The following is a 21,978-nucleotide window of genomic DNA, read 5'->3' as shown; positions in this document are numbered from 1 at the left end:
TTTATCAAACTATTATGTATCAATTATTACTTTAGTCAACAAATAAAAAAGACACATCTTTTAGGACGTGTCTCGTTTGTTTTTATCTCTAAAATAGATTAATCTACTCTATGCCAAGTTTGGTTTCTACCGATTAATGAGATTCCTACGTAACCTCTTACATTCAGTTTATCACCACTTCTGGTCACTGTACAGTTATACGTTTTTCCTTTTTTAGGATCTGTAATGGTTCCATCAGTAAATTCTGAACCATCTTTCTTTAAACCTCTGATGATTTCTAAACCAACTAATGGCTTATTTTTTCTATCATCTGTACATTTTACACAATTGTTATTTTCTGGTTTTTGTAATAATTGTACAATTTTGCCATAATATTTACCGTCTGATTTTTTGAAAATTTCTACGATAGATTTAGGCTTCCCTGTTTCATCATCAATTGTTTTCCATTTCCCTTCTATTTGAGCATATGAAAGAACACTGAAGAATAAAGCGAAAAATGCGAATGCTAATTTTTTCATGTTTCTAATTTTAAATTTTTGCTAAAAGTAAATATTTTTTGTTAAACAACAAATTTATTGTTATTCTTATCATACTAATAACAAAGGAAGTGCCAAAATTCAGAAAATTAAACACTAGTTTAATATCTCTAATAAATAAAGCTTTTTTAGCTTTTCATTTCTGGTTTTAGGATTCAGAAATTTTAGGGAAAGTTTAGTGATTTTAAAATGCGTTTCCTGATGGAGAATTTTATACGGTTGTGTAATATTTTGTAAATCATTTTCGTACACCAAAACTTTATCTCCTTTTTTCAACAGAGAAACCTCTTTTCTAGGCGTGTTTTGTTGAGTATAAAAATCAAAAGACCAAATTTCATAATCTTTCGGCATGAAAAGATTTTGGGTTGAAAGTTGATTTTTTTCAAAATATTGAGCCATTTTTAAACCACCTTGATATTGCGTTAATACAGGATAAAACTGTGAATTGAGAAAAACATTAATGGTAATGGCAAAAAGCAAAGAGACTAAAACCCATCTTCTCACCATATTTTCTTTTTTGAAAATGTAAAGCAGTAAAGTTCCCACAAAAAACAAACTCACCACAAATAAAACCACTTCATGAATTCCTGTAAAATAATACGTGAGCAATAAAACGCCTACTAAACTTACCGAAATCACCACCAACTGAATCACCCAAAAAACTCTGGCTTTTTTCCATTGATTTTTTTCGAAAATTTCAAAAATATAAGAAGCGGTAAAAACAGAAAGAATGGGAATTAATCCGTTTAAATAATGAGGCAACTTAAATTTAGAAAAACTAAATACCAACATCACCAACCAGAATCCGCCTAAAGTTAAAAACTCTACGCCTTCTACTTTTTTAAATCTTTCTTTAATCAAATTTCTAGTTCTTTCGAAAACACCTGTGTAAAATGCAATTGAAAAAGGTAAAAATACCCAAAGCAATGTGTGAAAAAAGAAAGAATAATCAGGACTATTCTGCTCAAAACCTTTGGCTTGTAAACGATTTACACTTTGATTAAAGAGAATAAATTCCACACCTTCATTTCCAAACTGATGATAATACGCGTACAAAATCGGTAAAATCCCCACTCCAAAACTGAGCGCGGCAAAAATTATTTTCAGATTAAAAAATTTCAGCCATTCTCTAGAATACAGCAAAAAAGAAAATACCGAAAATCCTATAATCACAATCGCCATCAAACCTTTTGAAGAAAAAGCCAATGCGGTGAACAATCCTGCTAAAATAACATTGCTAATTTTTTGTGTTTTAATAAAAGCTAAAAACTGCCAAACAGAAAGCGCAATAAAACCCGTTAAAACAGCATCTGTTCTTACATCGTGTGCAGAAAGAATAATGGTTTGAGACGCTAAAAATATCAATGAAGCGGTATAACTTAGATTTTCGTTTTTATACAATAAATCAGCTATCTTTTTTACAGAAAAAGCGGCTAAAAACAAGCATAAAACCGCCGGAATTCTATATGCAATATGATTAATTCCGAAAATTTTCATCGATAAAGCTGCGAGCCAAAAATGCAAGTGCGGTTTGTCTAGATAAGGATTATCTCCTTTATAAATTTGTAGAAAATTGCCAGAATTGGCCATTCTCATCGCCATTGTAGCATGTTGAGCAGAATCATTTTCCATCAATGGAATAAATAGCCCAACTAAGTACACCAAAACAAAGCCTACAAAAAGAAAAAAGATTTGATTTCTAGAAAGTAATTGATTTTGATTCATTATAAAAATCAGGTTTTTTAGTATTTTTGCAAAAATTTGCATTGCAAAGGTAATAAATCAAGCGCTACAATGGATAAAAATAAATTCTACTCTCTCGTTATTCCTATGTATAACGAAGAAGGAAATGCAGGAATTTTAATCGACAGAATTTCTGATGCTATGAATGGATATCACTACGAACTCATCTTAATAGACGACAATTCTACTGATAAAACCATACAAGAAATTAAAGAAAAAAAACATCCAAATGTAGTGTTAATTGAGCTCAAAAAAAATTACGGACAAAGTTCTGCAATGATGGCTGGTTTCGATTATGCAACTGGTGATTATGTGATTACACTTGATGGAGATTTACAAAACGATCCTTCAGATATTCCTGCGATGGTAGAACTTTTAGAAAATGGAAATTACGATTTGGTGGTTGGGAAACGTCAAAAAAGAAAAGATTCTTCCATCAGAACTATTCCTTCAAAAATTGCGAATTTCATCATCAAAAAATCTACAAAACTCAATATTTCTGACCAAGGTTGTGCACTGAAAGTTTTCACCAATGAAACGGCAAAAGAACTGAATCTTTACGGCGAAAACCATAGATTTATTAGTTTAATGGCGCATTTAAATGGTGCTAAAATTACAGAAATTCCCGTAAAACATCACCCAAGACAACATGGCGTTTCTAAATACGGAATGAACAGAACTTTCAAGGTGATTAATGACTTGCTTTTGGTTTTATTCAATAAAAAATACCTTTCTAAACCCATTTATCTTTTCGGAAATATCGGTTTAATCACTTTTACATTGGGAGTTTTGGTTAATATTTATTTATTGGCGCTCAAAATTTTAGGAAATGACATTGGCGGAAGACCTTTATTAATCCTTGGCGTGTTACTTATTTTCATTGGAATTCAGTTTTTTACCACAGGAATTATTGTAGACATGCTCATGAAAACCTACTACGAATCTCAAGAAAAAAGACCTTTTAACATCAGAAATATCACAACATTTGGAGAAAGTAAATCTTAAAAAACTACTCATCAACTTTGCTAAAATTTTCATTAGCATTGCTTTGTTGTATTTCGTTTTTCAGAAAATTCCTTTTCGGGAAGTCACTGTTTTATGGGCAAAAACGAATGTTTTTTATCTCGTGATGGCTGCTATTCTCTTTTTGGCATCTCAAATTATTTCTACCAAAAGACTTGAACTCTATTTTGAAGCCAATGATTTCCATTTGAGCTTCAGAAGCAATTTAGAACTCTATTTTTTGGGAATGTTCTATAATTTTTTCATTCCAGGTGGAATTGGTGGAGACGCATACAAAGTCTATCTTTTGAATAAAAATTTTGGTTGGAGTGCCAAAAAAATTACCTCATCGCTTTTTAATGACCGATTAAGCGGACTTTTGGCGATTTGCGTATTGATTTTAGTATTTTCGTTCAATTTGCTGGAAGCCAAATTCTTCCCCATCTTATTTGTGCTTTTAGTGGTGGGATTTTTCTTTACTTATTTTTTGACTAAAAAGCTTTTTTCTACTTATACACAAGTTTTTTTCAAAGCTTTCTCCTACTCATTATTAGTCCAAATTTTACAAGTCATCAGTTTTATATTTTTATTAAAAAGTTTAGACGTTACCAACAATTTCACTATTTACGCAGTAGTATTTTTGGCAAGTTCGGTGCTCAGTTTAATTTCTTTTGCAGGAATTGGAGTGAGAGAAATGCTCTTTTTACAAGCGTCTAAATGGTTCAGTTTTCAGCCAGAGATTTCGGTTTCAGCGTCTTTACTTTTCACAATGATTACTGCATTTTTTTCACTTTTTGGAGTGATATTTCAAATAAGAAAGTTAAATTTGAAACTTACTGAAACGCCATGAATTTTATAAAAAATAATTTAGCCAATGCTTTCACTCTCGGGAATTTATTTTCTGGAAGCATCGGTGTTATCAATTTAGTAGACGGAAATTATAAAGTTGCCGCAATTTGCATCATTATTTCTTTGGTTTTAGACTTTTTAGACGGATTTGTTGCGAGAGCGCTCAAAGCCAATTCTAATCTCGGCGCACAATTAGATTCTCTAGCAGACATGGTAAGTTTCGGACTTTTGCCTGGCGTAACGATGTTTAAATCATTGGAAGGCTTCGGTAATCAATTTATGGATTTCGAACTGCCATTTCAGTTGAAATATTTAGGACTTTTCGTGGCTTTATTTTCATGTCTCAGATTGGCTATTTTTAATTTAGATGAAGAGCAAAGCTATTATTTCAAAGGACTCAACACCCCAAGTAATACCGTTTTACTTTTCGGAATGTATTACGCTTTTCAAGAAACGGGAATGTTCTGGCGAACATTTGAAAATCCTGTATTTTTAGTAGGACTCATTGCAGCAAGTTGCTGGCTACTTATCAGTCCCATTAAAATGATTGCGCTTAAATTTAAATCGATGAAACTGAAAGATAATTACCCAAAACTTATCTTACTTTTGGGCGGAATTCTACTGATTTCTATTTTAGGATTGGCTGGAATCCCGATGGTTATCGTTTTTTATATAATCGTTTCCCTAATTTTTCAAAAACAAATGTAAAGACAAGTCGCGACTTGTCCCTACCAAAATAAATTTTATGAATCTAAAACTCCATAAACCACTCTGTATCTTTGATTTAGAAACAACTGGAATCAATATTTCTAAAGACAGAATTGTAGAAATCTGCATTCTGAAAGTTTTTCCAGATGCTTCTAGAGAAAGTAAAACTTGGTATGTAAATCCAGAAATGCCAATTCCTGCAGAAGCTACTGCAGTTCACGGAATTTCTGATGAAGACGTAAAAGATTCTCCTACTTTTAAAGAATTGGCTCCGAAAATCATTGACATGATTAAGGATTCTGATTTAGGAGGTTTTAATTCGAATAGATTTGATATTCCACTTTTAGCAGAGGAATTGTTGAGAGCTGGTTATGATTTTGATTTATCTAAACACAGACCAATTGATGCTCAAACCATTTTCCACAAAATGGAACCTAGAAATCTAAGCGCAGCTTATCAATTTTACTGCGGGAAATCTCTAGAAAATGCCCATTCTGCGGAAGCAGATACTTTGGCAACCTTCGAAGTTCTGGATGCTCAAATCGAAAAATATGCAGATTTACCGAATGATATTGCTGCTTTAAGCGAATTTTCATTCCATAATAAATTTGCAGATTTGGCAGGATTTATCGCTTTCGATGATAAAAATGAAGAAATTTTCACTTTCGGAAAATACAAAGGTCAAAAAGTGAAAGATGTTTTCACGAAAGACGTTGGTTATTTCGGTTGGATTCAAAATGCTGATTTCCCACTTTACACTAAAAAGGTTTTGACTAAGATTCAGTTGAGAAGTAAGTTTTAAAAACAAATTACATCATCATGAAAAAATATTTTACTTATGATATTCTTTCTTCATTAGGATGGGTTTTCTTCGGAATTGTTCTTGGAAGAAAATATTATCTTGAAAAAGAATTTGCCATCTTCATAATAATGATTACTGTATCAATTTTACATTTAATAAAATTAATTAAAGTTTTAAAAACCATAAAATAAACGCCAAACATCCAACAAAAAATGAAAATCATTTGCATAGGAAGAAATTACGCAGAACACGCGAAAGAATTAGGAAATGAAATTCCAGAAAATCCAGTTATTTTCATGAAACCTGACACTGCTGTATTGAAAAAAGGCAGTGATTTTTACATTCCAGAATTTTCTGATGATGTGCATTATGAATTAGAAGTGGTGCTAAAAATTTCTAAAGGCGGAAAATATATCCAAAAAGAAAATGCACCTAAACATTATGACGAAATTGCGCTTGGAATAGATTTTACCGCTAGAGATTTACAGTCTCAACTCAAAGGAAAAGGTTTGCCTTGGGAACTGGCAAAAGGTTTTGACGGAAGCGCTGTAGTTTCTGATTTTTTCCCAAAAGAGAATTTTGATTTGAGTAATTTGAAATTTCAACTTCAAAAAAATAAAGAAATTGTGCAAGATGGCAACACCAATCTGATGATGTTTTCGCCAGATGATATTATTGCTTTTGTTTCTCAGTACTTCACTTTAAGAGTGGGAGATTTAATTTTCACAGGGACGCCAAAAGGTGTAGGAAAGGTATCAGAGAACGATGAACTAGAAATGTTTTTAGAAGGCGAAAAGGTTTATAGTCTGCGCATACAATAAATCATGCCGAAAAGCTTTTATTTCCCGCTAAAAAATTGTAAATTAGTACTGTTATTAAAACACACGCCATGAAAAATATTATTTTACCCATCGATTTTTCTGACACTACAGATACTCTTGTAGAAGGCGCTGTAGATTTTGCAAAAGAAATAGCCGGAAAAATCTTTTTAATACACGTAGCTCCTGCAGATATAGGTTTTGCCATAGGAGATATGGGATTTCAATATTTCCCAGAGATAGAAAAATCTGAAATTTCTGAAGAACTCGCCGAGTTGAATGAAATTGAAAAAAGAATAGAAGCAAAAGGTGTAGCTTGTGAACATTTGCTTAAACAAGGCATCGCTGCTGAAATTATTTTAGATTATGCTAAAGACAAAAAAGCCAACTACATCGTCATGGGAAGTCATGGAAGAAGCGGCATTTATGATGTTTTCGTAGGAAGTCTTACCAAAGATATCACAAAAAAATCACCTATTCCTGTTTTGGTTGTTCCTTGTCACAATTAATTTTAACAAATAGAATAAAAAAATCCCGAAATTTTACAATTTCGGGATTTTATATTGTTAAGAAATCTGATTAATCTTCTTTAGTGTGTAATTCTGGATTGTAGTATGGGAATTTACCTTCTGTAGGTGAATAATATTCTTTATCTTTATTATTTCCTAATGTAGTTACTAAAACATAACACCAATAGCAAAATAAAGTACTAGCTACAATAAATAGAATCCAGTTCAATACGTTTCCTGCGAAATCATAAAATCCGAAAGACCAATTGAACAAATCACTTAAGAATAACCAAAAAGACGTCATTTTTTTCTTATTTTAAATTAACTTTGCACAAAATTAATAAAAATGTTCAGATTACTATCAAAAGAAAGCAATATTTTTTCGATTCCTGTCTATATATTTTTTTTATTTCTTTTGATAATATCATTTAATATATTGGATTTCAAAACGTTAGGTGTTTTTTCTAGCATTATTACGTTTTGCGGATTTGCTTTAGGATATTTTCTTTTTAACGCTATTGGTCTGAATTACAATACTCATCTGCCTCTTTTTCTGTATACTTTTTTTGTATTTGCATTATATCCGGGAAGTTTAGACATAGGAATTGCGATGTCGCTATTTACAAATTCTTTTGTAATGGTTTTATTGACCAGCAATCAAGATGAAGTAAGGAAAAATTCATACCTGATCATTGGAGCAATTTTGGCGGTGAATTTCTTGTTTTTGCCTACAACTTGGCCTATGTTTATTTTCGTGTTGATTCACCTTATTTCTACTTCAGATCATATTTCGCTGAATATTTTCAGATTATTTTTTGGGAATGCATTGGTTTTTGGAACTTATTTTGGTGTGATGTATCTTATTGGTTATCATGATTTTGACAAAAGTTATATTCCTTATGTAGAAAACTCACTCATGCAAGATTACTATCCATTATACTTTCTTTTACCCGTTGCTTTATACGTTTTGTATGCTGTAATGGACCATTTTGCCAATTTTAATAAAAAAAGTCCTTCGAGTAAATTTAAGTATACGTTTATGCTTTTATTTTTCTTGGCACAATTAGTGACTGTTTTTCTTTACATGGGCAAAAACTATGAATATTTACTTTTATTGGTTTTACCGAATGTGATTATCCTTTCTAGAGCCTTGAGATTTTTGAAAAAATATTGGATGAAAGAATTCGGGTTATGGATAATTATTTTCACTTTATTACTTTTTAAACTTAGCACTTATGTAAACATAGGTGAATTGATATAGATATGATTCAAATAGATGATAAATTAATTTCTGAAGATATTTTTTCTGAAGAATTTGTATGTAACCTCAGCAAATGCAAAGGAATCTGCTGTGTAGAAGGAGATGCGGGAGCTCCGCTTGACAAAAATGAGACTCAAATTTTGGAAAGAATTTATCCAAAAATTAAAAGTTATCTTAGACCCGAAGGAATTGCTGCCATCGAGGAGCAAGGAACACATGTTACCGATATTGATGGAGATTTGGTAACGCCACTCGTAAATGGTGGAGAATGCGCTTATGTAATTTTTGATGAAAAAGGCATTACCAAATGTGGAATCGAAAAAGCATACGAAGACGGAGTTGTAGATTGGCAAAAACCCATTTCTTGTCACCTTTATCCGATTAGAGTAACAGAATACAGAAATTTTTCTGCAATCAATTATCATGAATGGGACGTTTGTAGCGACGCTTGTACCTTAGGAAAAGAATTGCAAGTTCCTGTTTATAAATTCTTGAAAACGCCACTGATTAGAAAGTACGGCGAAGATTTTTACAAAACCCTTTGCGAAGCTGCAGAAGAATGGGAACGCGAATTTAATTCTTAACAACACACAAAAATAAAAGTCCGAGAATTTTCATTCTCGGACTCTACATTTTATAAAAAAATCAAGTTTTATTTGAAGTCTTCTGCTGACACTTCTTTATTAACGATAACTTGATTATTGGTCATTTCCATATTTTGTCCCATCATGGCTAATTTCAAGTTTTTAGGAAACTTAATTCCGTCTACTTCCATGTAATCTAGAATAACCATATCTCCTTTGTCAGAAGTGCTTTTCACCAATAAATTAGTTTTGGTATCAAAATATAATTTTTTACCAGCACCAGCTAAAAGATATAATTCTTTACCTTCTTCCGTTACTTTTTCTACTGTTTTGAAATCTGCCGCATTGTAAGAAAGCACTTCGAATAGTCTTTTTTTCTTTGCTTCTTCAATTGCAGGAGTTGGTAAATCCATTCTCTGACCAGCTTGCATCATATACCCTTTTTCGCCGTCAAAAACTTGAACCATTTCTTGTCCCATAATTTTTTGAACCGCTTTAGATTTATTCGGTGCCATTTCTAAAGTAGTCGCTTCCATTTCCATCCCCATTACTTTAATTGTAGAAAGTGTTTTCACGGTTTTTACTGCTTCTAATTTAGATTTTCCACCCAAAGCTGCGGCGTAATTATCAATCACTTGTTGAGCCGTTACATTCGCAGAAACTGCTGCTTTTGGAGCATCCGTTTTCGGAGTTTCTACTTCTGGCATTAAAGTAAATACCATTCTGTTTTTCTCGGTTAAATACTTTTTACCAACGGCCTGTAAATCTTTTACTGTAAGCGCTTTTACTTTAGTTAAATAATTAAGAACGCTGTATTTATCGCCACCTTGAGTTTGGTAGCTCGTGATGTTTTGTAGCCAATAATTATTGTCTTTCATATTGGTTACATCATCATTCGCTTCGCCTTCTTTAAATTTATCTAAATCTTTTTGTTCTGGCCCGTTGTCAATCATTTTTTGAAGTTCGGTCAAAGCAATTTTGGTTAATTTTTCTGCATTTTCTGGTCCACAAGGGAAATTAATACTGAAATTGTAGCTTCCATAAGGAACTTTGTTTAAACTTCCTCTTGCTCCACCTCCATAAATTCCGCCTTCATCTTCACGAAGTTTTTCGATGATTTTAATCGTTGCAACTTCACCTAAAGCTCTCATGGCAAGGTCTTCTTGCTCATTATATTTGGTTTCCCCACTGAATCTAATCATCACCATACTTTTAGGATCTTTTCCTTTTTTAATCACTTTTTCTGTAGAAGTGAAAAGAGGTCTGTATCCTAAATCTTTATACGTTTCTGATTTTTTGGTAGAAGGTAAACTTGCTAAATATTGTTCAGAAAGTTGTTTGATTTGGTTTTCGTCTACATTTCCTACAAAATAGAAATGGAAGTTTCCTGCATTAGCAACTGATTTTTTGTAAATATCGTACGCTAATTTATAGCTGGTTTTTTCCCAAGCTTTAGCATCTGGTAAAATTCCGAAGAATCTAGGATTTTTTTGGTTCAAATATTTCTGAACTTCGCTTTGGAAATACGTTTGAGGATTTGCCAAAAGGTTATCTAAAAATCCTTGTTGTTTCGCTTTATAAGAATTGTAGCTTGCTTCGTCATAATTTAGGTTGGTAAAATAACCATAAATCATTTGGAAAAGCGTTTCAAAATCTTTTTTAGTAGAATTTCCGTTAAATCCTGTAGAAATTCCTCCTACATAAGGCATTACAGAAACTTGTTTCCCAGAAAGAAATTTGGTAATATCATTTTTAGAATATTTATTGAACCCTGATTCTGCAAGCGCTGGAAAAGCCCATTGTGTTTTTTCGATGTCTTCATTAGAAATTAATGAACTTCCACCTAAGCTAATCGCTGAGAAAACAATTTCGTCTTCCTTGAAATCTGTTTTTTTGTAAGTTACTTTTGCGCCATTGCTTAATGTGAAAGTAGTGGTTCCCAACTTAGCATCTGCTTCGGTTTTTACAATTTTACCATTTGATTTAAAAGGCTCTACCAAAGTTTTAATGGCAGCTTTGTCTTCGTAAGGTTTTAACTGTGCATTCTTCACATCATCTACAGTTGCCAATAGCTGTGCATCTGTAGGAAGTACTGCATTTTCTTTTTTAGGACCAGTTACCACAATCACTCTGCTATCATCTTTGATGTAATTTTTCAGAATGTTATTCACTTGGTCTAAAGTCACACTTGGCAAATATTGTTTGTGCAATTCATATTCCCACTCAATTCCAGGAATTGGCTCTTGGTTAAGGAAATTTCTTACATATTCCATTACCAATCTTGCACTTTCTGTTTTATCTCTATTGTTATAAGATTTTTCTAGATTAGAAAGGGTTTCAGATTTTGCTCTGTCTAATTCATTTTGAGAAAAACCAAATCTTTTTGCTCTTTCTACTTCTTCTAGCAGCACTTTAAGCGCATTTTTTTGTTCGCCTTCTTTGGTCATCGCATACGCTTGAAAAGCATCTTTGGTTCTCAATAAATTGCTGTGAGAAACATATCCGAAAATAAAAGGTGGCTTCTCTGAATTGGTTAATTCTTGCAAACGGTTATTCACAATGGTAGCAGCCAATTGCTCTACCATGCTTTTTTGATAATCATTTACGGTAACATCTGCTTTTGCAGGGCCATCATCTTTGATATAAAATTGCGCCGAAGAGGAAGTTGCATCTGCATCTGTAGCGATAGAAATCAAAGTTTCTTTATGATTTGGCATCTCATAATCTACTCTTTTTCTAGCATTTGCAGGATTTTGATATTTGCTAAAATTGGCTTTAATTTTTTGCTCCATTTCATCTACATTAACATCTCCTACTACTACCAAAGCCATTAAATCTGGTCTGTACCAATCTTTGTGAAATCTTCTCAACGCATCTGGTTTGAAATTTTGTAGAATTTCTTTTTTACCAATTGGTAATCGGTCTACATATCTAGAATTGTAAGCTAATTTAGGAAGATATTGGTCTAGCATTCTTTTGTCTGCTCCTAATCCTAAACGCAATTCTTCTAAAACTACGCCTCTTTCTTTTTCTATTTCTTTATCGGTAAGTAATGCGTTAAAAGCCCAATCTTCCATTACTTTAAGCCCTGAATCTAGGTTTTCAGGCTTGTCAAGAGGAACGGGTAACATATAAACGGTTTCGTCAAAACTGGTATACGCATTAAGGTGTTGCCCGAATTTAATCCCGATAGATTGTAGAAAATCTACCAATTTATTCTCTGGGAAATTTTTAGTCCCGTTGAAATTCATGTGCTCCATAAAGTGAGCAAGACCTCTCTGATCTTCGTCTTCATTGATAGAGCCCGCATTAATCGCTAAACGGAATTCTACTTTTTTTTCTGGTTTTACGTTTTTCTTAATGTAATACTTCATCCCGTTAGAAAGTGTGCCCGTTCTGACGCTAGGATCAAGAGGAATGTTCTGAGCAAATGCATTGGCAATCAAAAAGAAAGACAACACAAAAGAAAGAAATTGTTTTCTCATGGTTTTAATTTTGATTAATAATAATTTAATTCGATAAAAATAAAAAGAAAAACCTTATCTAGAAAAGAAAAATCAGTTAAATCTGTGTTAAAAAAAATCCGTCTCGAAATTCGAGACGGATTTATATTTCTAAGAAATTTCTAGAAAATTACTTTTGTAATTCTGCTAAAAATTCTTCGTGTGTAATTTTAGTTTCTTTTTTGCTTGCTTTTTCTAGGATTACATCTTTTAGTTTACCCATTGCAACTTCTTGAGAAATTTGTCTTACTTGCTCTTCTTGTTTTAGCATTTCTACAGCATATTTCTGTACTTCTTCTTGTGGAAGATTGTGGATTCCGTACATTGCTAATTGGTTGTTTACTAAAACTTCAGCTTGAGCTAAAACATCTGCATAATCAACTTTTACATCATAATCTTGGAATAATTTTCCTTCGATGATTTGATTTTTGATGATAGATTTTTCTGCTTCTAGAATTTCTTTAGCTTGTTCTTCTGAAGTGATGTTTGGATTAGAGAATAGTAACCATTTTACTAAGAATGCTTCTGGCAACTGAACTTCAGTTTTTTCTGAAACGTTTTCTAATACTTTATTCACAAAGTGAATATCAGCATTTTGTTGGAAATATTCGTCTAATTCAGTTTTTACTCTTGCTTTTAATTCTTCTTCAGAATTGATGTTTCCTTCACCATACACTTTATCAAATAATTCTTGATCTAGTGGTGCTAAGTTTAATTTATAGATTTCTGTAACCGTAGCTTCTAAATCTTCATGATGAATGTGACCTAGTTCATGCTCGTTGTAATTTAAATCTTTAGCCAAAGTTTCGTTTTCCGTTAACTGAGTTTTAGTTAACTTCACTACATCACCTACTTTGTGAGATTTTACCAAACCGAAAGCTTCTTTTTGCTCAGCAGAAACTACTACATTTTTCGGTGGATGATTGTGCTCTCCTTCTGCATCAGCTTCTACTACTTGTGCGATAGAAAGTGCTACATAAGAATCTTTAGTCGCTTTATCTTGAGCATCTTTATCAGCAAATCTTTTTTGCATGTTTTCGATGCTTTGGTTGATTTCTTTATCAGTAGCTTCTACTTTGTAGTGAGGAGCTTCGTAAGAAGATAAATCAATAGTAAAATCTGGCTCAAAACCAACTTCGAAACCTACAGAAACTTCTTCTGCATTGTAATCTAGTTCGTTCATAGGAACTGGAACTGGCTGACCAACTAATCTTAAATTGTTTTCGTTTACATAGTTGTTTAACGCTTCAGAAATTTGTTTGTTAATTTCTTCAAAAGCAATACCCGCTTCAAATTGTTTTCTCACCATGCTCAATGGAACTTTTCCTTTTCTAAAACCAGGAACAGTAGCATTTTTAGCATAATTGATCAGTTGTTTTTCAACTTTATCTTTGTAATCAGATTTATTTAAAGTTACTGTAAGCAAAGCACTTACTTCGTCATGATTGGTTCTTGTAACATTCATCTTGTTAAAAATTTTGAGTTGCAAAAATAGTGTTTTTTTATGAAAACAGAAAGCATTTTTTATAGGTAAATTTTCCTTATAAAAAGTCCATTCGCTTTACCGAGAATTTTATCATCTCAAGAAAGTAATTTTCTTGGATTTCTAGAAATTCATCATCAGTTTCACACTGAAATTTCTGCCCATATTGTAAACACCTATTCTGCCTGTTGCTGAGTTTTCTGGAGCATATTTTAATCTGCTCAAATGGTTCTGATACGCTACATCTGTTAAGTTTTCTCCGCTGATGAAAACATTGAAAAAGTCTTTTTTGCCAAATGCTTTAATGTCTGCACCAATTCCTACACTCAAAAGTGTGTACGCAGGAGTAGCAGTTTCGGTATCAAAAGCGCTGTAAATATTATTTTGTTTGAAATAATGGTCTACCGAAAATTTAGCATAAAAATCAGAAAAAGTATTATTCACTTTTTCGAAATTGGTTTTAATTTCTCCACGATATTTTGGCGCTGGAATAAATGGCAAGAACTTTTCGTTTTCTGGACGATTGTTCTGCGTAGCTCTTACATAAGAAAATGAATTTTCTACATGCAACCAATCAAATGGATGCGGATGAAAATCTAAGAAAATCTCTCCACCGAAAAGCTGCGCGTTTCCTTGAGTAAATCTAAATGCAGAAACTGGATCACTTGGGTCAATAATTACATCATTTCCGTTGGCATCTTGCATTTTTTCAGTATAAATATAATTAGAAATGAAGTTGACAAACGGCGTAAATTCAAAACTAATATGGTCTGAATTTAAGAAATAAGCCGCATCAATCTGGTGACTGATTTCAGATTTTAAGTTAATATCACCAATTTCGTATCTGAAAGTTCCTTCGTGAATTCCGTTAGAAGAAAGTTCTGCAATATTCGGCGCTCTGAAACCTCTAGAAAGATTTAATTTAATGGTAGATTGCTTGTCTAATTGATAAGACAAACCTAAACTTCCAGAAATTCCGCTGTAATTTTTATTAAATTTCGCAAATTTCACATCGGTATCTTCCAGCATTTCTTTTGCATCTACATTTCTATTGTCAAATCTCAATCCTCCTGCTAAAGTCAGATTTTTGTTAAAAGTTTTTTGTGTGAAAACAAATGCTCCTGCATCGAAAAATTGATAATCAGGAATAAGCGCTTCTTCTCCTTTATTGGTGTTCGATTGTTGCATCCCTCCAATTCCGAAAGAAGTTTCCCAATTATTGGTTTCTTTCACGTTATATCTTACGTTATAGTTGAAGGTATTTAAATCAAAGAATAATTCTTTTTCATCAGGATTAGTTGCGTCTGCAAATTCTTTTCTTTTATTATTTTGAAAAGCAAAATCAGCATTGATAGTTCCGTTTTTCAATAAAAAATAATTATTTGAAGTTAATCTCAAGTGATTGATTTCTTGATGCGGAAATCCTACTTTATAACCTTTGTAATCTTCGTCAGTTGCGGTAACATCTTCACCATTGCTATTGATGAACGTGAATTTTCCATCAGCATCTCTTTCTCCTTCTACAATATTCAAAGTGGTATTATAAGAACTTACGTTGAAATAAGAATGTCCCCAGTTTTTATTGATTCCTAACATTAAGTTGCCGTCAAATTCTTTGAAACCAGAGTTCAGTACTTTTCCGTCATACTTGTTTTCATAATTTCCCGCCAATTTGTTGGTGAGTCTTCCTTCCCAAACGAAGCCGTTTTTGTTTCCTTTATTCGAAAAAGAAGTCGCAATAAAGTTGTTATTCGTTTGATAATTGGTAATCAATTGATTTTCGATTTTACCAATTGCAGCCACTTTTGGAGAAATAAAATTCAGTACGCCCGCAATTCCGTCTGAACCGTACATTAAACTTCCTGGCCCTTTTACAATTTCTACTTTCCCCACCGAAAATTCATCGATTTCTATTCCGTGTTCGCCACCCCATTGTTGACCTTCTTGCTTGATTCCATCTACCAAAGTGATAACTCTATTGTAACCTAAACCTCTGATTACAGGTTTAGAAATAGCCGCTCCAGAAGTAATTTGGTTCACTCCCGGAATATTTTTCAATCCATCAATTAGGTTGGTAGAGGCGTTTTGGTTAATGATATTTTTATCTACAGATTTAATGACTACTGGAATCTTTTTCAGTTCCGAAGCTCTGGATACTGCCGTTACCACCACCTCATCTATTTCTTTGGCAGATTTTTGAAGAGTAAAATCAGAAACCGCATCTTGATTCACTTCTATGGAAACCAACAATGAAGTATAGTTATCACTTGTAATTTCTACGAAATATTTTCCAGATTTTAAGTTTTGGAAAGTGTAATTACCATTTTGGTCTGAAACGGTACTGGTTTTAAGGTCTACCAGATAAACAGAAGCATTTTTTACAGGCTCTTGAGTATCAAAATCAGTGATTTTTCCACTTAATTTATATTGAGCCATCACCAATTGTGTTGCAAAAAGCATTGCAACAAAAAAATATATTTTTTTGATTAACATTTAGATTAATTTTTGTTAAAATTGAAATAATAAAGGAATTTGCGAACTTCTAAAAATAGCATCGCAAGTCATAAAAAATTCTAAATGAAAACTGGTGGCGCCCGTAATGAGAAGAATACTACTTTTTCTGTAGGTACAGTAAAGTGATATTGGAAATTTTTAAGCGTAAATTTTTTAGAAATAATGAACAGAAAATTTGCATCGGCATCTAAAATTCCTATCCCAGCATTAAAAAAGTGTGAAGAGAAACAATCATCTACTCCACCAAAATTTACAATTTTTTCAGAAACGGGTTTCTTGCTAAAAGACAGTAAATCTTCTTTGAAATTATTGGTATGCGTATGGAAAAAGCCCGAAAATACTACAGCAAACAGATATACACTTGCAAAAAGTGACGCCAGAAATTTTCTGTTTGAATGTAATTTTTTGTTCATTTCTACAAAAATAGCAATATTTTATTAATAGCCAAAAAATCAAATATGACCAAAAACATGGTATCCCGTTTTGTATTATTTTGTAAATTTGCATGTCAAATTAAAATACTATGGGTAACGCAAGTTTGAAAAAAATCGCGGTGCTTACTTCGGGTGGAGATGCACCGGGAATGAATGCAGCAATTAGAGCAGTGGTAAGAACTGCTAACTACCATAAAATAGAATGTGTAGGAGTAAGAGGAGGCTACACTGGTCTTATAGAAGGTAACTTTACCAAAATGGGACCTCGTTCTGTAAGCAATATTATCAATTTAGGAGGAACTATCCTTCGTTCGGCTCGTTCTAAAGAATTCAGAACCGAGGAAGGTAGACAAAAAGCTTTCGAACAATGCCAGAAAAACGGTATTGACGCTTTAGTATGTATTGGTGGAGACGGTACATTTACAGGAGCTAAAATTTTCGCAGAAGAATTTGGCGTAAAAGTAATTGGTGTCCCAGGAACCATTGACAATGATATCTTCGGTACAGACTTTACCATCGGTTATGATACTGCACTGAATACTGCAATGGAAGCCATTGACAAAATTAGAGATACTGCTACTTCTCACAATAGAGTATTTTTCATCGAAGTAATGGGAAGAGATGCTGGTTTTATCGCTTTGAACAGCGGTATTGCTTCTGGAGCATTAGACATTCTTATTCCTGAGAAAAAAGACAGTTTAGAAGATTTGTTCGAAACTTTCGAAAAAGCACAAAAAAGAGGAAAAACTTCTAGTATTGTTATTGTAGCTGAAGGTGAGAGATTAGCTTCTACTTATGAATTAGCCGAACAAACTAAACAAAGATTCCCAGATTATGATATTAGAGTTTCCATTCTAGGACACATCCAAAGAGGTGGTGCGCCAAGTTGTGCAGACAGAGTTTTGGCAAGTAGAATGGGATATGGAGCTGTAGTAGGACTTATGAAAGGATTAACGAATGTAATGGCAGGAATTAGATCAAACGATTTAGTTTTTACGCCAATAGAAGATGCGATCAGAAAGCATAATGAAATTAATCAAGATTTACTCCAGATTGCAGAAATCTTGGCAATGTAAATTAATTTAAACAACTAAAAACAAAAAATATGTCAACAATTAAAGTAGGAATCAACGGATTCGGTAGAATTGGAAGTCTAGTTTTCAATGCAATGTTAGAAAGAGATAACATTGAAATCGTAGGGATTAATGACCTTATCAACGCAGAATACATGGCTTACATGATGAAGTATGATTCTGTTCACGGCAAATTTAATGGAGAAGTAAGAGTAGAAGGAAATAACTTAGTAGTAAACGGAAAAACAATCAGAATCACTTCTGAAAGAGACCCTAATAATTTAAAATGGAACGAAGTAGGTGCAGATTATATCGTAGAATCTACAGGACTTTTCTTAGATAAAGGTACAGCTTCTGCTCACATTAATGCAGGTGCTAAAAAAGTAGTTCTTTCTGCTCCATCTAAAGATGATACTCCAATGTTTGTAATGGGAGTAAACCACAAAGAATTACCTGCTGATTTACAAATTTTCTCTAACGCTTCTTGTACTACTAACTGTCTTGCTCCTTTAGCAAAAGTAGTTCACGAAAACTTCGGTATCGTAGAAGGTCTTATGACAACTGTTCACGCTACTACAGCTACTCAAAGAACTGTAGATGGCCCATCTATGAAAGACTGGAGAGGTGGTAGAAGTGCATTATTAAACATTATCCCTTCTTCTACTGGTGCTGCTAAAGCTGTAGGTAAAGTAATTCCTTCATTAAACGGAAAATTAACAGGAATGTCTTTCAGAGTACCAACTGCTGACGTTTCTGTAGTAGATTTAACAGTAAGATTAGAAAAAGCTACTTCTTACGAAGAAATTTGCGCTGCTATGAAAGCTGCTTCTGAAGGTGAATTAAAAGGAATCTTAGGTTACACTGAAGATTTAGTAGTTTCTCAAGATTTCGTAGGAGATAAGAGAACTTCTATCTTTGATAAAGATGCTGGTATCATGTTATCACCAAACTTCGTAAAATTAGTTTCTTGGTATGATAACGAAACTGGTTACTCTAACAAGTTAACAGATTTATTATTACACTCTGCTTCTTTATAATTAGCAAGAAATAATATCAAACATAAAAACCTTCGGAAACATTCTGAAGGTTTTTTTTATGTCAATATTTTCAAGATTGGAAAAACCATGTACCCATTTTCAAAAATAGAAAAGCCATTCTTTCGAGTGGCTTTTTATTTGATTTTATATTGTAATCTTATTTGATAATTACTTTTGAAACAGACATTCCTTGATCTGATTTCAGCATCAGTAAATAATTACCACTTTGTAAATTGCTCACAGAAATGGTATCATCTCCAGAATTGGCAGAAACTTTTTGAGTTTTAAGCATTTTACCACTTAAATCATAAAGATAAAGATTACCACCTTTAGCATTAGAATATCTTACTTGAATTACTCCATTTGTAGCAGGATTTTGTAACACTTCTAATTTTTGAGACTGAGAAGGTTTTACCATATCATTAGTAGACAAAGCAGTTGCATTTCCAAAAATTCTGAATTCACCAGGATTTAGTGTTACTGGACTTGTAGTATTGGTTACATTAAGGGTAGAATTATCCATTAAATTATACCAAGTTCCTGTGTAAGGGAAATATGGCGTAATATTCTGAGAAGAAAGCGTGAAGTTCGCCAATACCACTACATTTTTAAGCGATGTAGAAGGAAGTGCATCATTCCAAATATAGATTCTAGGCATTAAATCACCAGAATTGATAGTATATGTTTTGGTATTGAAAACTTCATTATTCACTCTTAAATTGATAATTTTCGCCCAAGCATCATAAACAGATTTTCTTTGTGTATCATTATAATAATTGAGTGTAGATGAAAAAGCACTTGGCTTAGGATCTGTTCTACAACCATTATTTATCGTTCCATTTGTACATCTATTGATACTTAAATCAAATCCTAGTTCACCAAACTGCCAAATCATTTTAGGCCCCGGAATCGTAAATAAAGTTGCCGCAAAAGCTTTTTGTCTTTCTAAAGCAGTTGCTAAAGTTTTAACATTATAAGTTCCATTGCTCGCTCCAGAATTAAGATTTCTATACATTAATCTTTCTTCATCATGGCTTTCTCCATAGGTTTTATTTCTTCTTTCTGCAAAACCATGACTTTCATAGTCTGCTCTACCAATATTACTTCCAGAAGTAAATCCCATAGTATTTTGATTATAAGCATAGTTCAAAATATCCCACATCATTACTCCTTTCCCTTCTGCTATTCTGTAATTCGCCCATTGCTGTTCTTCTGCATCCGTTCCTAAATGTTCAAAAATAACATAAGAACTTGGATCAAAACTCCATTGTTTATCTGCATATAATTTTAAGACATCTACTCTATCTTGTTGATAATTTCCAGTACAAGTTTCATCAGAAGAAGTACAGTTTTGAGTAAATCCTTTTGTTAAATCCCATCTAAAACCATCAATCTTGTACTCTGTAATCCATTGCTCTAAAACTCTTTCTACATAATAACGAGTAGCAGTAGAAGAATGATTCATATCTTCATTTACATTATACGTATGTTTTGCAACAGTATTAAAATAAGGATTAGAAGAGTTAGGTGTTCCATAACCATCACCATCTGAATCATTATTCCACAATCTTACCAATGGATTTCTTTGTGTAGCATGATTAAGGGCTATATCTAGAATTACCGCAATTCCATTTTGGTGACATTTGTCTATAAATTCTTTAAATTTATCAGAAGTTCCATACGCTTTATCTAAAGCAAAGTGAAATGACGGGTTGTATCCCCAAGAATTATTTCCTTCAAACTCCATTACTGGCATTAATTCTACTGCATTTATTTTCAAAGATTTTAAATATGGAATTTTATCAATCATTGATTGCCAGTTTTGTTCTACTGTAAAATCTCTTACTAAAAGTTCATAAACAATAAGGTTATCTTTAGCTGGCTTAGTAAAATTAGGAACTTGCCAATTATAAGTAGGCATTCCTGTTTGCACTACAGAAACATCAAACTGTTGACCAGCAGGATATGCTGGCAAATTAGGATAATCTGCAGCTTCTATCCAAGTGTCATCATCAGGAGAAAGCACTAATCTAGAGAAAGGATCTGCTACCTTTTTACCATCATTCGTTCTGTATTGGAAGGTATAAATTTGCTGTGGAGTTAATCCAGTAATCTCTATCCAATATAAATCTGGATTGGTGGTATCTCTTTTCATAAGATACGCATTATTTACCGTCCAATTATTAAAACTACCGATTACATGTACATAACTTTTTCCAGGAGCATAAATTGCCAATCCAATTTTTGTAGCATCATTAGCATCATAATTGATACCTTGTCTTATCCAAGAAGGAATTGCTGCTGTTTGAACTGTTGGTGTAGTAACCACTGTAAAGGATTTAGTTTGCACTTCACTATTTATAGTACTAGTCCCTTCTAATTCTAATGCTGCATCCTGAGTTACCGTGTAAGAATAATTATAAGAAGTAGCACCTGTACTTGTAGAATTTACAACGTTACCATTTGCTTTCAGTTTAAAAGTAGCATTTTGTGAAGTCGTTGCACTTACTATTACACTGCTTCCAGAATTATAGAAGTTAGTACTTCCCGCAACCGGATTGGTTAAGCTCATCTGAAATTTCCCAACAGGCAGAACTATATCCTGTGATTTATAGTTACCAGTAAGTGTTTTTACTAAAAATCCTATTCTTGATAAAGGATTTGTTCTATTACCGTAAAATGATTTTACAGTATTCATAGTGTAAGTATATGTAGCAGCTGTAGAGCTCCCACCAGCATAAGTAAGTTTGTTAGTAGCACCTGAAGAACTCCATGTTCCATTAGTAGGGGAATTTGCATTCGTATTAGCAGAGTCAAATGACCATGCCCATAAATACAAATCATGTGAAGAAGCTACACCAAAAGAGTTTTCATTAATCGTAAAACTTACTGTAACAGATTCTGTCTCTTCAAAAGTAGGCGGATTAACAGAATAGCTTACATTAACTAAGGTCTGACTAAATGCAAAATACTGCATTAATAGTACTAATAATAAAGTAAATCTATGTTTCATTTTGTTCGTATTTCAAAAAGTAAAGATATATAAAAGAAATCTTTTTAAGAAGCATTTTTTTATGACTTTTGTAATTTTTCTAGAAAAAAAAAGTCATTTTTTTAACACA

19 protein-coding genes are annotated in these 21,978 nt (G+C 32.8%); 11 read left to right on the top strand and 8 right to left on the bottom strand.

The genetic code is table 11. The annotated features are described in order from the left end of the window. Positions 1-98: 98 nt before the first annotated feature. Together KKQ76_RS00580 and KKQ76_RS00575 are read right to left on the bottom strand one after the other, a co-directional pair. A complete protein-coding gene (locus KKQ76_RS00580; protein ID WP_104794291.1) occupies positions 99-518 on the bottom strand; it encodes a DUF2147 domain-containing protein in 420 nt (139 codons plus the stop codon). 114 nt (positions 519-632) lie between these two features. After that, positions 633-2,261: an ArnT family glycosyltransferase gene (locus tag KKQ76_RS00575; protein WP_213195359.1), complete on the bottom strand. Its 1,629-nt coding sequence runs from the start codon at positions 2,259-2,261 to the stop codon at positions 633-635. Positions 2,262-2,330: 69 nt separating this feature from the next. On the opposite strand from KKQ76_RS00575, the gene KKQ76_RS00570 reads away from it, so the two are divergent. From KKQ76_RS00570 to KKQ76_RS00540, 7 genes are all read left to right on the top strand, one after another. Beyond that, positions 2,331-3,284, top strand: a complete 954-nt coding sequence (locus tag KKQ76_RS00570; protein ID WP_213195358.1) for a glycosyltransferase family 2 protein — start codon at positions 2,331-2,333, stop codon at positions 3,282-3,284. Next, positions 3,265-4,131: a lysylphosphatidylglycerol synthase transmembrane domain-containing protein gene (locus KKQ76_RS00565; protein WP_213195357.1), complete on the top strand. Its 867-nt coding sequence runs from the start codon at positions 3,265-3,267 to the stop codon at positions 4,129-4,131. Before KKQ76_RS00570 ends, KKQ76_RS00565 begins: the two co-directional genes overlap by 20 nt. Continuing rightward, complete coding sequence (locus KKQ76_RS00560) at positions 4,128-4,838, top strand: CDP-alcohol phosphatidyltransferase family protein (protein ID WP_213195356.1); 711 nt, start codon at positions 4,128-4,130, stop codon at positions 4,836-4,838. Before KKQ76_RS00565 ends, KKQ76_RS00560 begins: the two co-directional genes overlap by 4 nt. 37 nt (positions 4,839-4,875) lie before the next feature. Beyond that, positions 4,876-5,640 (top strand): 3'-5' exonuclease, encoded by a 765-nt coding sequence (locus KKQ76_RS00555; RefSeq protein ID WP_213195355.1) that lies wholly within the window; start codon positions 4,876-4,878, stop codon positions 5,638-5,640. 17 nt (positions 5,641-5,657) lie between these two features. Beyond that, a complete protein-coding gene (locus KKQ76_RS00550; RefSeq protein WP_213195354.1) occupies positions 5,658-5,831 on the top strand; it encodes a hypothetical protein in 174 nt (57 codons plus the stop codon). 21 nt (positions 5,832-5,852) lie between these two features. Further along, positions 5,853-6,461 carry a fumarylacetoacetate hydrolase family protein gene (locus tag KKQ76_RS00545; RefSeq protein WP_213195353.1) on the top strand — a complete coding sequence of 203 codons (609 nt, stop codon included), beginning with the start codon at positions 5,853-5,855 and terminating at the stop codon, positions 6,459-6,461. 68 nt (positions 6,462-6,529) lie between these two features. Next, positions 6,530-6,967, top strand: a complete 438-nt coding sequence (locus tag KKQ76_RS00540) for a universal stress protein (protein WP_213195352.1) — start codon at positions 6,530-6,532, stop codon at positions 6,965-6,967. 70 nt (positions 6,968-7,037) lie between these two features. Here KKQ76_RS00540 and KKQ76_RS00535 read toward each other — a convergent pair whose 3' ends face one another. Continuing rightward, on the bottom strand, positions 7,038-7,271 hold the full coding sequence (locus tag KKQ76_RS00535) for a DUF6341 family protein (RefSeq protein ID WP_213195351.1): 234 nt from the start codon (positions 7,269-7,271) through the stop codon (positions 7,038-7,040). 42 nt (positions 7,272-7,313) lie between these two features. Here KKQ76_RS00535 and KKQ76_RS00530 point away from each other — a divergent pair, with 42 nt between their 5' ends. Both KKQ76_RS00530 and KKQ76_RS00525 read left to right on the top strand, forming a co-directional pair. Next, the gene (locus KKQ76_RS00530; RefSeq protein WP_213195350.1) at positions 7,314-8,228 is read left to right on the top strand and encodes a DUF6427 family protein; all 915 of its coding nucleotides are present in this window, start codon (positions 7,314-7,316) and stop codon (positions 8,226-8,228) included. A 2-nt stretch (positions 8,229-8,230) separates the two neighbouring features. Further along, positions 8,231-8,812: a DUF3109 family protein gene (locus tag KKQ76_RS00525; RefSeq protein WP_213195349.1), complete on the top strand. Its 582-nt coding sequence runs from the start codon at positions 8,231-8,233 to the stop codon at positions 8,810-8,812. A gap of 68 nt (positions 8,813-8,880) precedes the next feature. On the opposite strand, the gene KKQ76_RS00520 is transcribed toward KKQ76_RS00525, so the two are convergent. The 4 genes from KKQ76_RS00520 to KKQ76_RS00505 all read right to left on the bottom strand — a co-directional run bounded on the left by KKQ76_RS00520 (position 8,881) and on the right by KKQ76_RS00505 (position 16,725). Further along, complete coding sequence (locus KKQ76_RS00520; protein ID WP_213195348.1) at positions 8,881-12,297, bottom strand: M16 family metallopeptidase; 3,417 nt, start codon at positions 12,295-12,297, stop codon at positions 8,881-8,883. A gap of 148 nt (positions 12,298-12,445) precedes the next feature. After that, positions 12,446-13,780 (bottom strand): trigger factor, encoded by a 1,335-nt coding sequence (locus KKQ76_RS00515; protein ID WP_213195347.1) that lies wholly within the window; start codon positions 13,778-13,780, stop codon positions 12,446-12,448. Positions 13,781-13,921: 141 nt separating this feature from the next. Beyond that, positions 13,922-16,291, bottom strand: coding sequence for a TonB-dependent receptor (locus tag KKQ76_RS00510; protein WP_213195346.1), 2,370 nt, complete (start codon positions 16,289-16,291; stop codon positions 13,922-13,924). Between the two features lie 80 nt (positions 16,292-16,371). Then, entirely contained in the window at positions 16,372-16,725 is a 354-nt protein-coding gene (locus KKQ76_RS00505; protein ID WP_213195345.1) for a hypothetical protein, read from the bottom strand. Between the two features lie 110 nt (positions 16,726-16,835). Between KKQ76_RS00505 and pfkA the strand changes: the two genes are divergently transcribed. After that, positions 16,836-17,822: a 6-phosphofructokinase gene (gene pfkA, locus KKQ76_RS00500; RefSeq protein ID WP_213195344.1), complete on the top strand. Its 987-nt coding sequence runs from the start codon at positions 16,836-16,838 to the stop codon at positions 17,820-17,822. Positions 17,823-17,851: 29 nt separating this feature from the next. Continuing rightward, positions 17,852-18,856, top strand: a complete 1,005-nt coding sequence (gap, locus tag KKQ76_RS00495) for a type I glyceraldehyde-3-phosphate dehydrogenase (RefSeq protein ID WP_104794269.1) — start codon at positions 17,852-17,854, stop codon at positions 18,854-18,856. A gap of 157 nt (positions 18,857-19,013) precedes the next feature. Here gap and KKQ76_RS00490 read toward each other — a convergent pair whose 3' ends face one another. After that, entirely contained in the window at positions 19,014-21,869 is a 2,856-nt protein-coding gene (locus tag KKQ76_RS00490; protein ID WP_213195343.1) for an alpha-amylase family glycosyl hydrolase, read from the bottom strand. Between the last annotated feature and the right edge of the window lie 109 nt (positions 21,870-21,978).

The organism is Cloacibacterium caeni (genome assembly GCF_907163105.1).
Lineage (GTDB): Bacteria > Bacteroidota > Bacteroidia > Flavobacteriales > Weeksellaceae > Cloacibacterium > Cloacibacterium caeni_A.
The sequence above is the reverse complement of the archived record's forward strand: the minus strand, read 5'-3'. Positions and strand labels throughout refer to the sequence as shown.

Bases quoted from the DNA above. Each gene is read 5' to 3' on its own strand.
- KKQ76_RS00550 (WP_213195354.1), top strand. From the start codon at position 5,658: ATGAAAAAATATTTTACTTATGATATTCTTTCTTCATTAGGATGGGTT.
- KKQ76_RS00530 (WP_213195350.1), top strand. From the start codon at position 7,314: ATGTTCAGATTACTATCAAAAGAAAGCAATATTTTTTCGATTCCTGTC.
- KKQ76_RS00510 (WP_213195346.1), bottom strand. From the start codon at position 16,291: ATGTTAATCAAAAAAATATATTTTTTTGTTGCAATGCTTTTTGCAACA.
- KKQ76_RS00560 (WP_213195356.1), top strand. From the start codon at position 4,128: ATGAATTTTATAAAAAATAATTTAGCCAATGCTTTCACTCTCGGGAAT.
- KKQ76_RS00540 (WP_213195352.1), top strand. From the start codon at position 6,530: ATGAAAAATATTATTTTACCCATCGATTTTTCTGACACTACAGATACT.
- KKQ76_RS00570 (WP_213195358.1), top strand. From the start codon at position 2,331: ATGGATAAAAATAAATTCTACTCTCTCGTTATTCCTATGTATAACGAA.
- KKQ76_RS00575 (WP_213195359.1), bottom strand. From the start codon at position 2,261: ATGAATCAAAATCAATTACTTTCTAGAAATCAAATCTTTTTTCTTTTT.
- KKQ76_RS00545 (WP_213195353.1), top strand. From the start codon at position 5,853: ATGAAAATCATTTGCATAGGAAGAAATTACGCAGAACACGCGAAAGAA.
- KKQ76_RS00515 (WP_213195347.1), bottom strand. From the start codon at position 13,780: ATGAATGTTACAAGAACCAATCATGACGAAGTAAGTGCTTTGCTTACA.
- KKQ76_RS00490 (WP_213195343.1), bottom strand. From the start codon at position 21,869: ATGAAACATAGATTTACTTTATTATTAGTACTATTAATGCAGTATTTT.
- pfkA (WP_213195344.1), top strand. From the start codon at position 16,836: ATGGGTAACGCAAGTTTGAAAAAAATCGCGGTGCTTACTTCGGGTGGA.
- KKQ76_RS00555 (WP_213195355.1), top strand. From the start codon at position 4,876: ATGAATCTAAAACTCCATAAACCACTCTGTATCTTTGATTTAGAAACA.
- gap (WP_104794269.1), top strand. From the start codon at position 17,852: ATGTCAACAATTAAAGTAGGAATCAACGGATTCGGTAGAATTGGAAGT.
- KKQ76_RS00535 (WP_213195351.1), bottom strand. From the start codon at position 7,271: ATGACGTCTTTTTGGTTATTCTTAAGTGATTTGTTCAATTGGTCTTTC.
- KKQ76_RS00505 (WP_213195345.1), bottom strand. From the start codon at position 16,725: ATGAACAAAAAATTACATTCAAACAGAAAATTTCTGGCGTCACTTTTT.
- KKQ76_RS00525 (WP_213195349.1), top strand. From the start codon at position 8,231: ATGATTCAAATAGATGATAAATTAATTTCTGAAGATATTTTTTCTGAA.
- KKQ76_RS00580 (WP_104794291.1), bottom strand. From the start codon at position 518: ATGAAAAAATTAGCATTCGCATTTTTCGCTTTATTCTTCAGTGTTCTT.
- KKQ76_RS00520 (WP_213195348.1), bottom strand. From the start codon at position 12,297: ATGAGAAAACAATTTCTTTCTTTTGTGTTGTCTTTCTTTTTGATTGCC.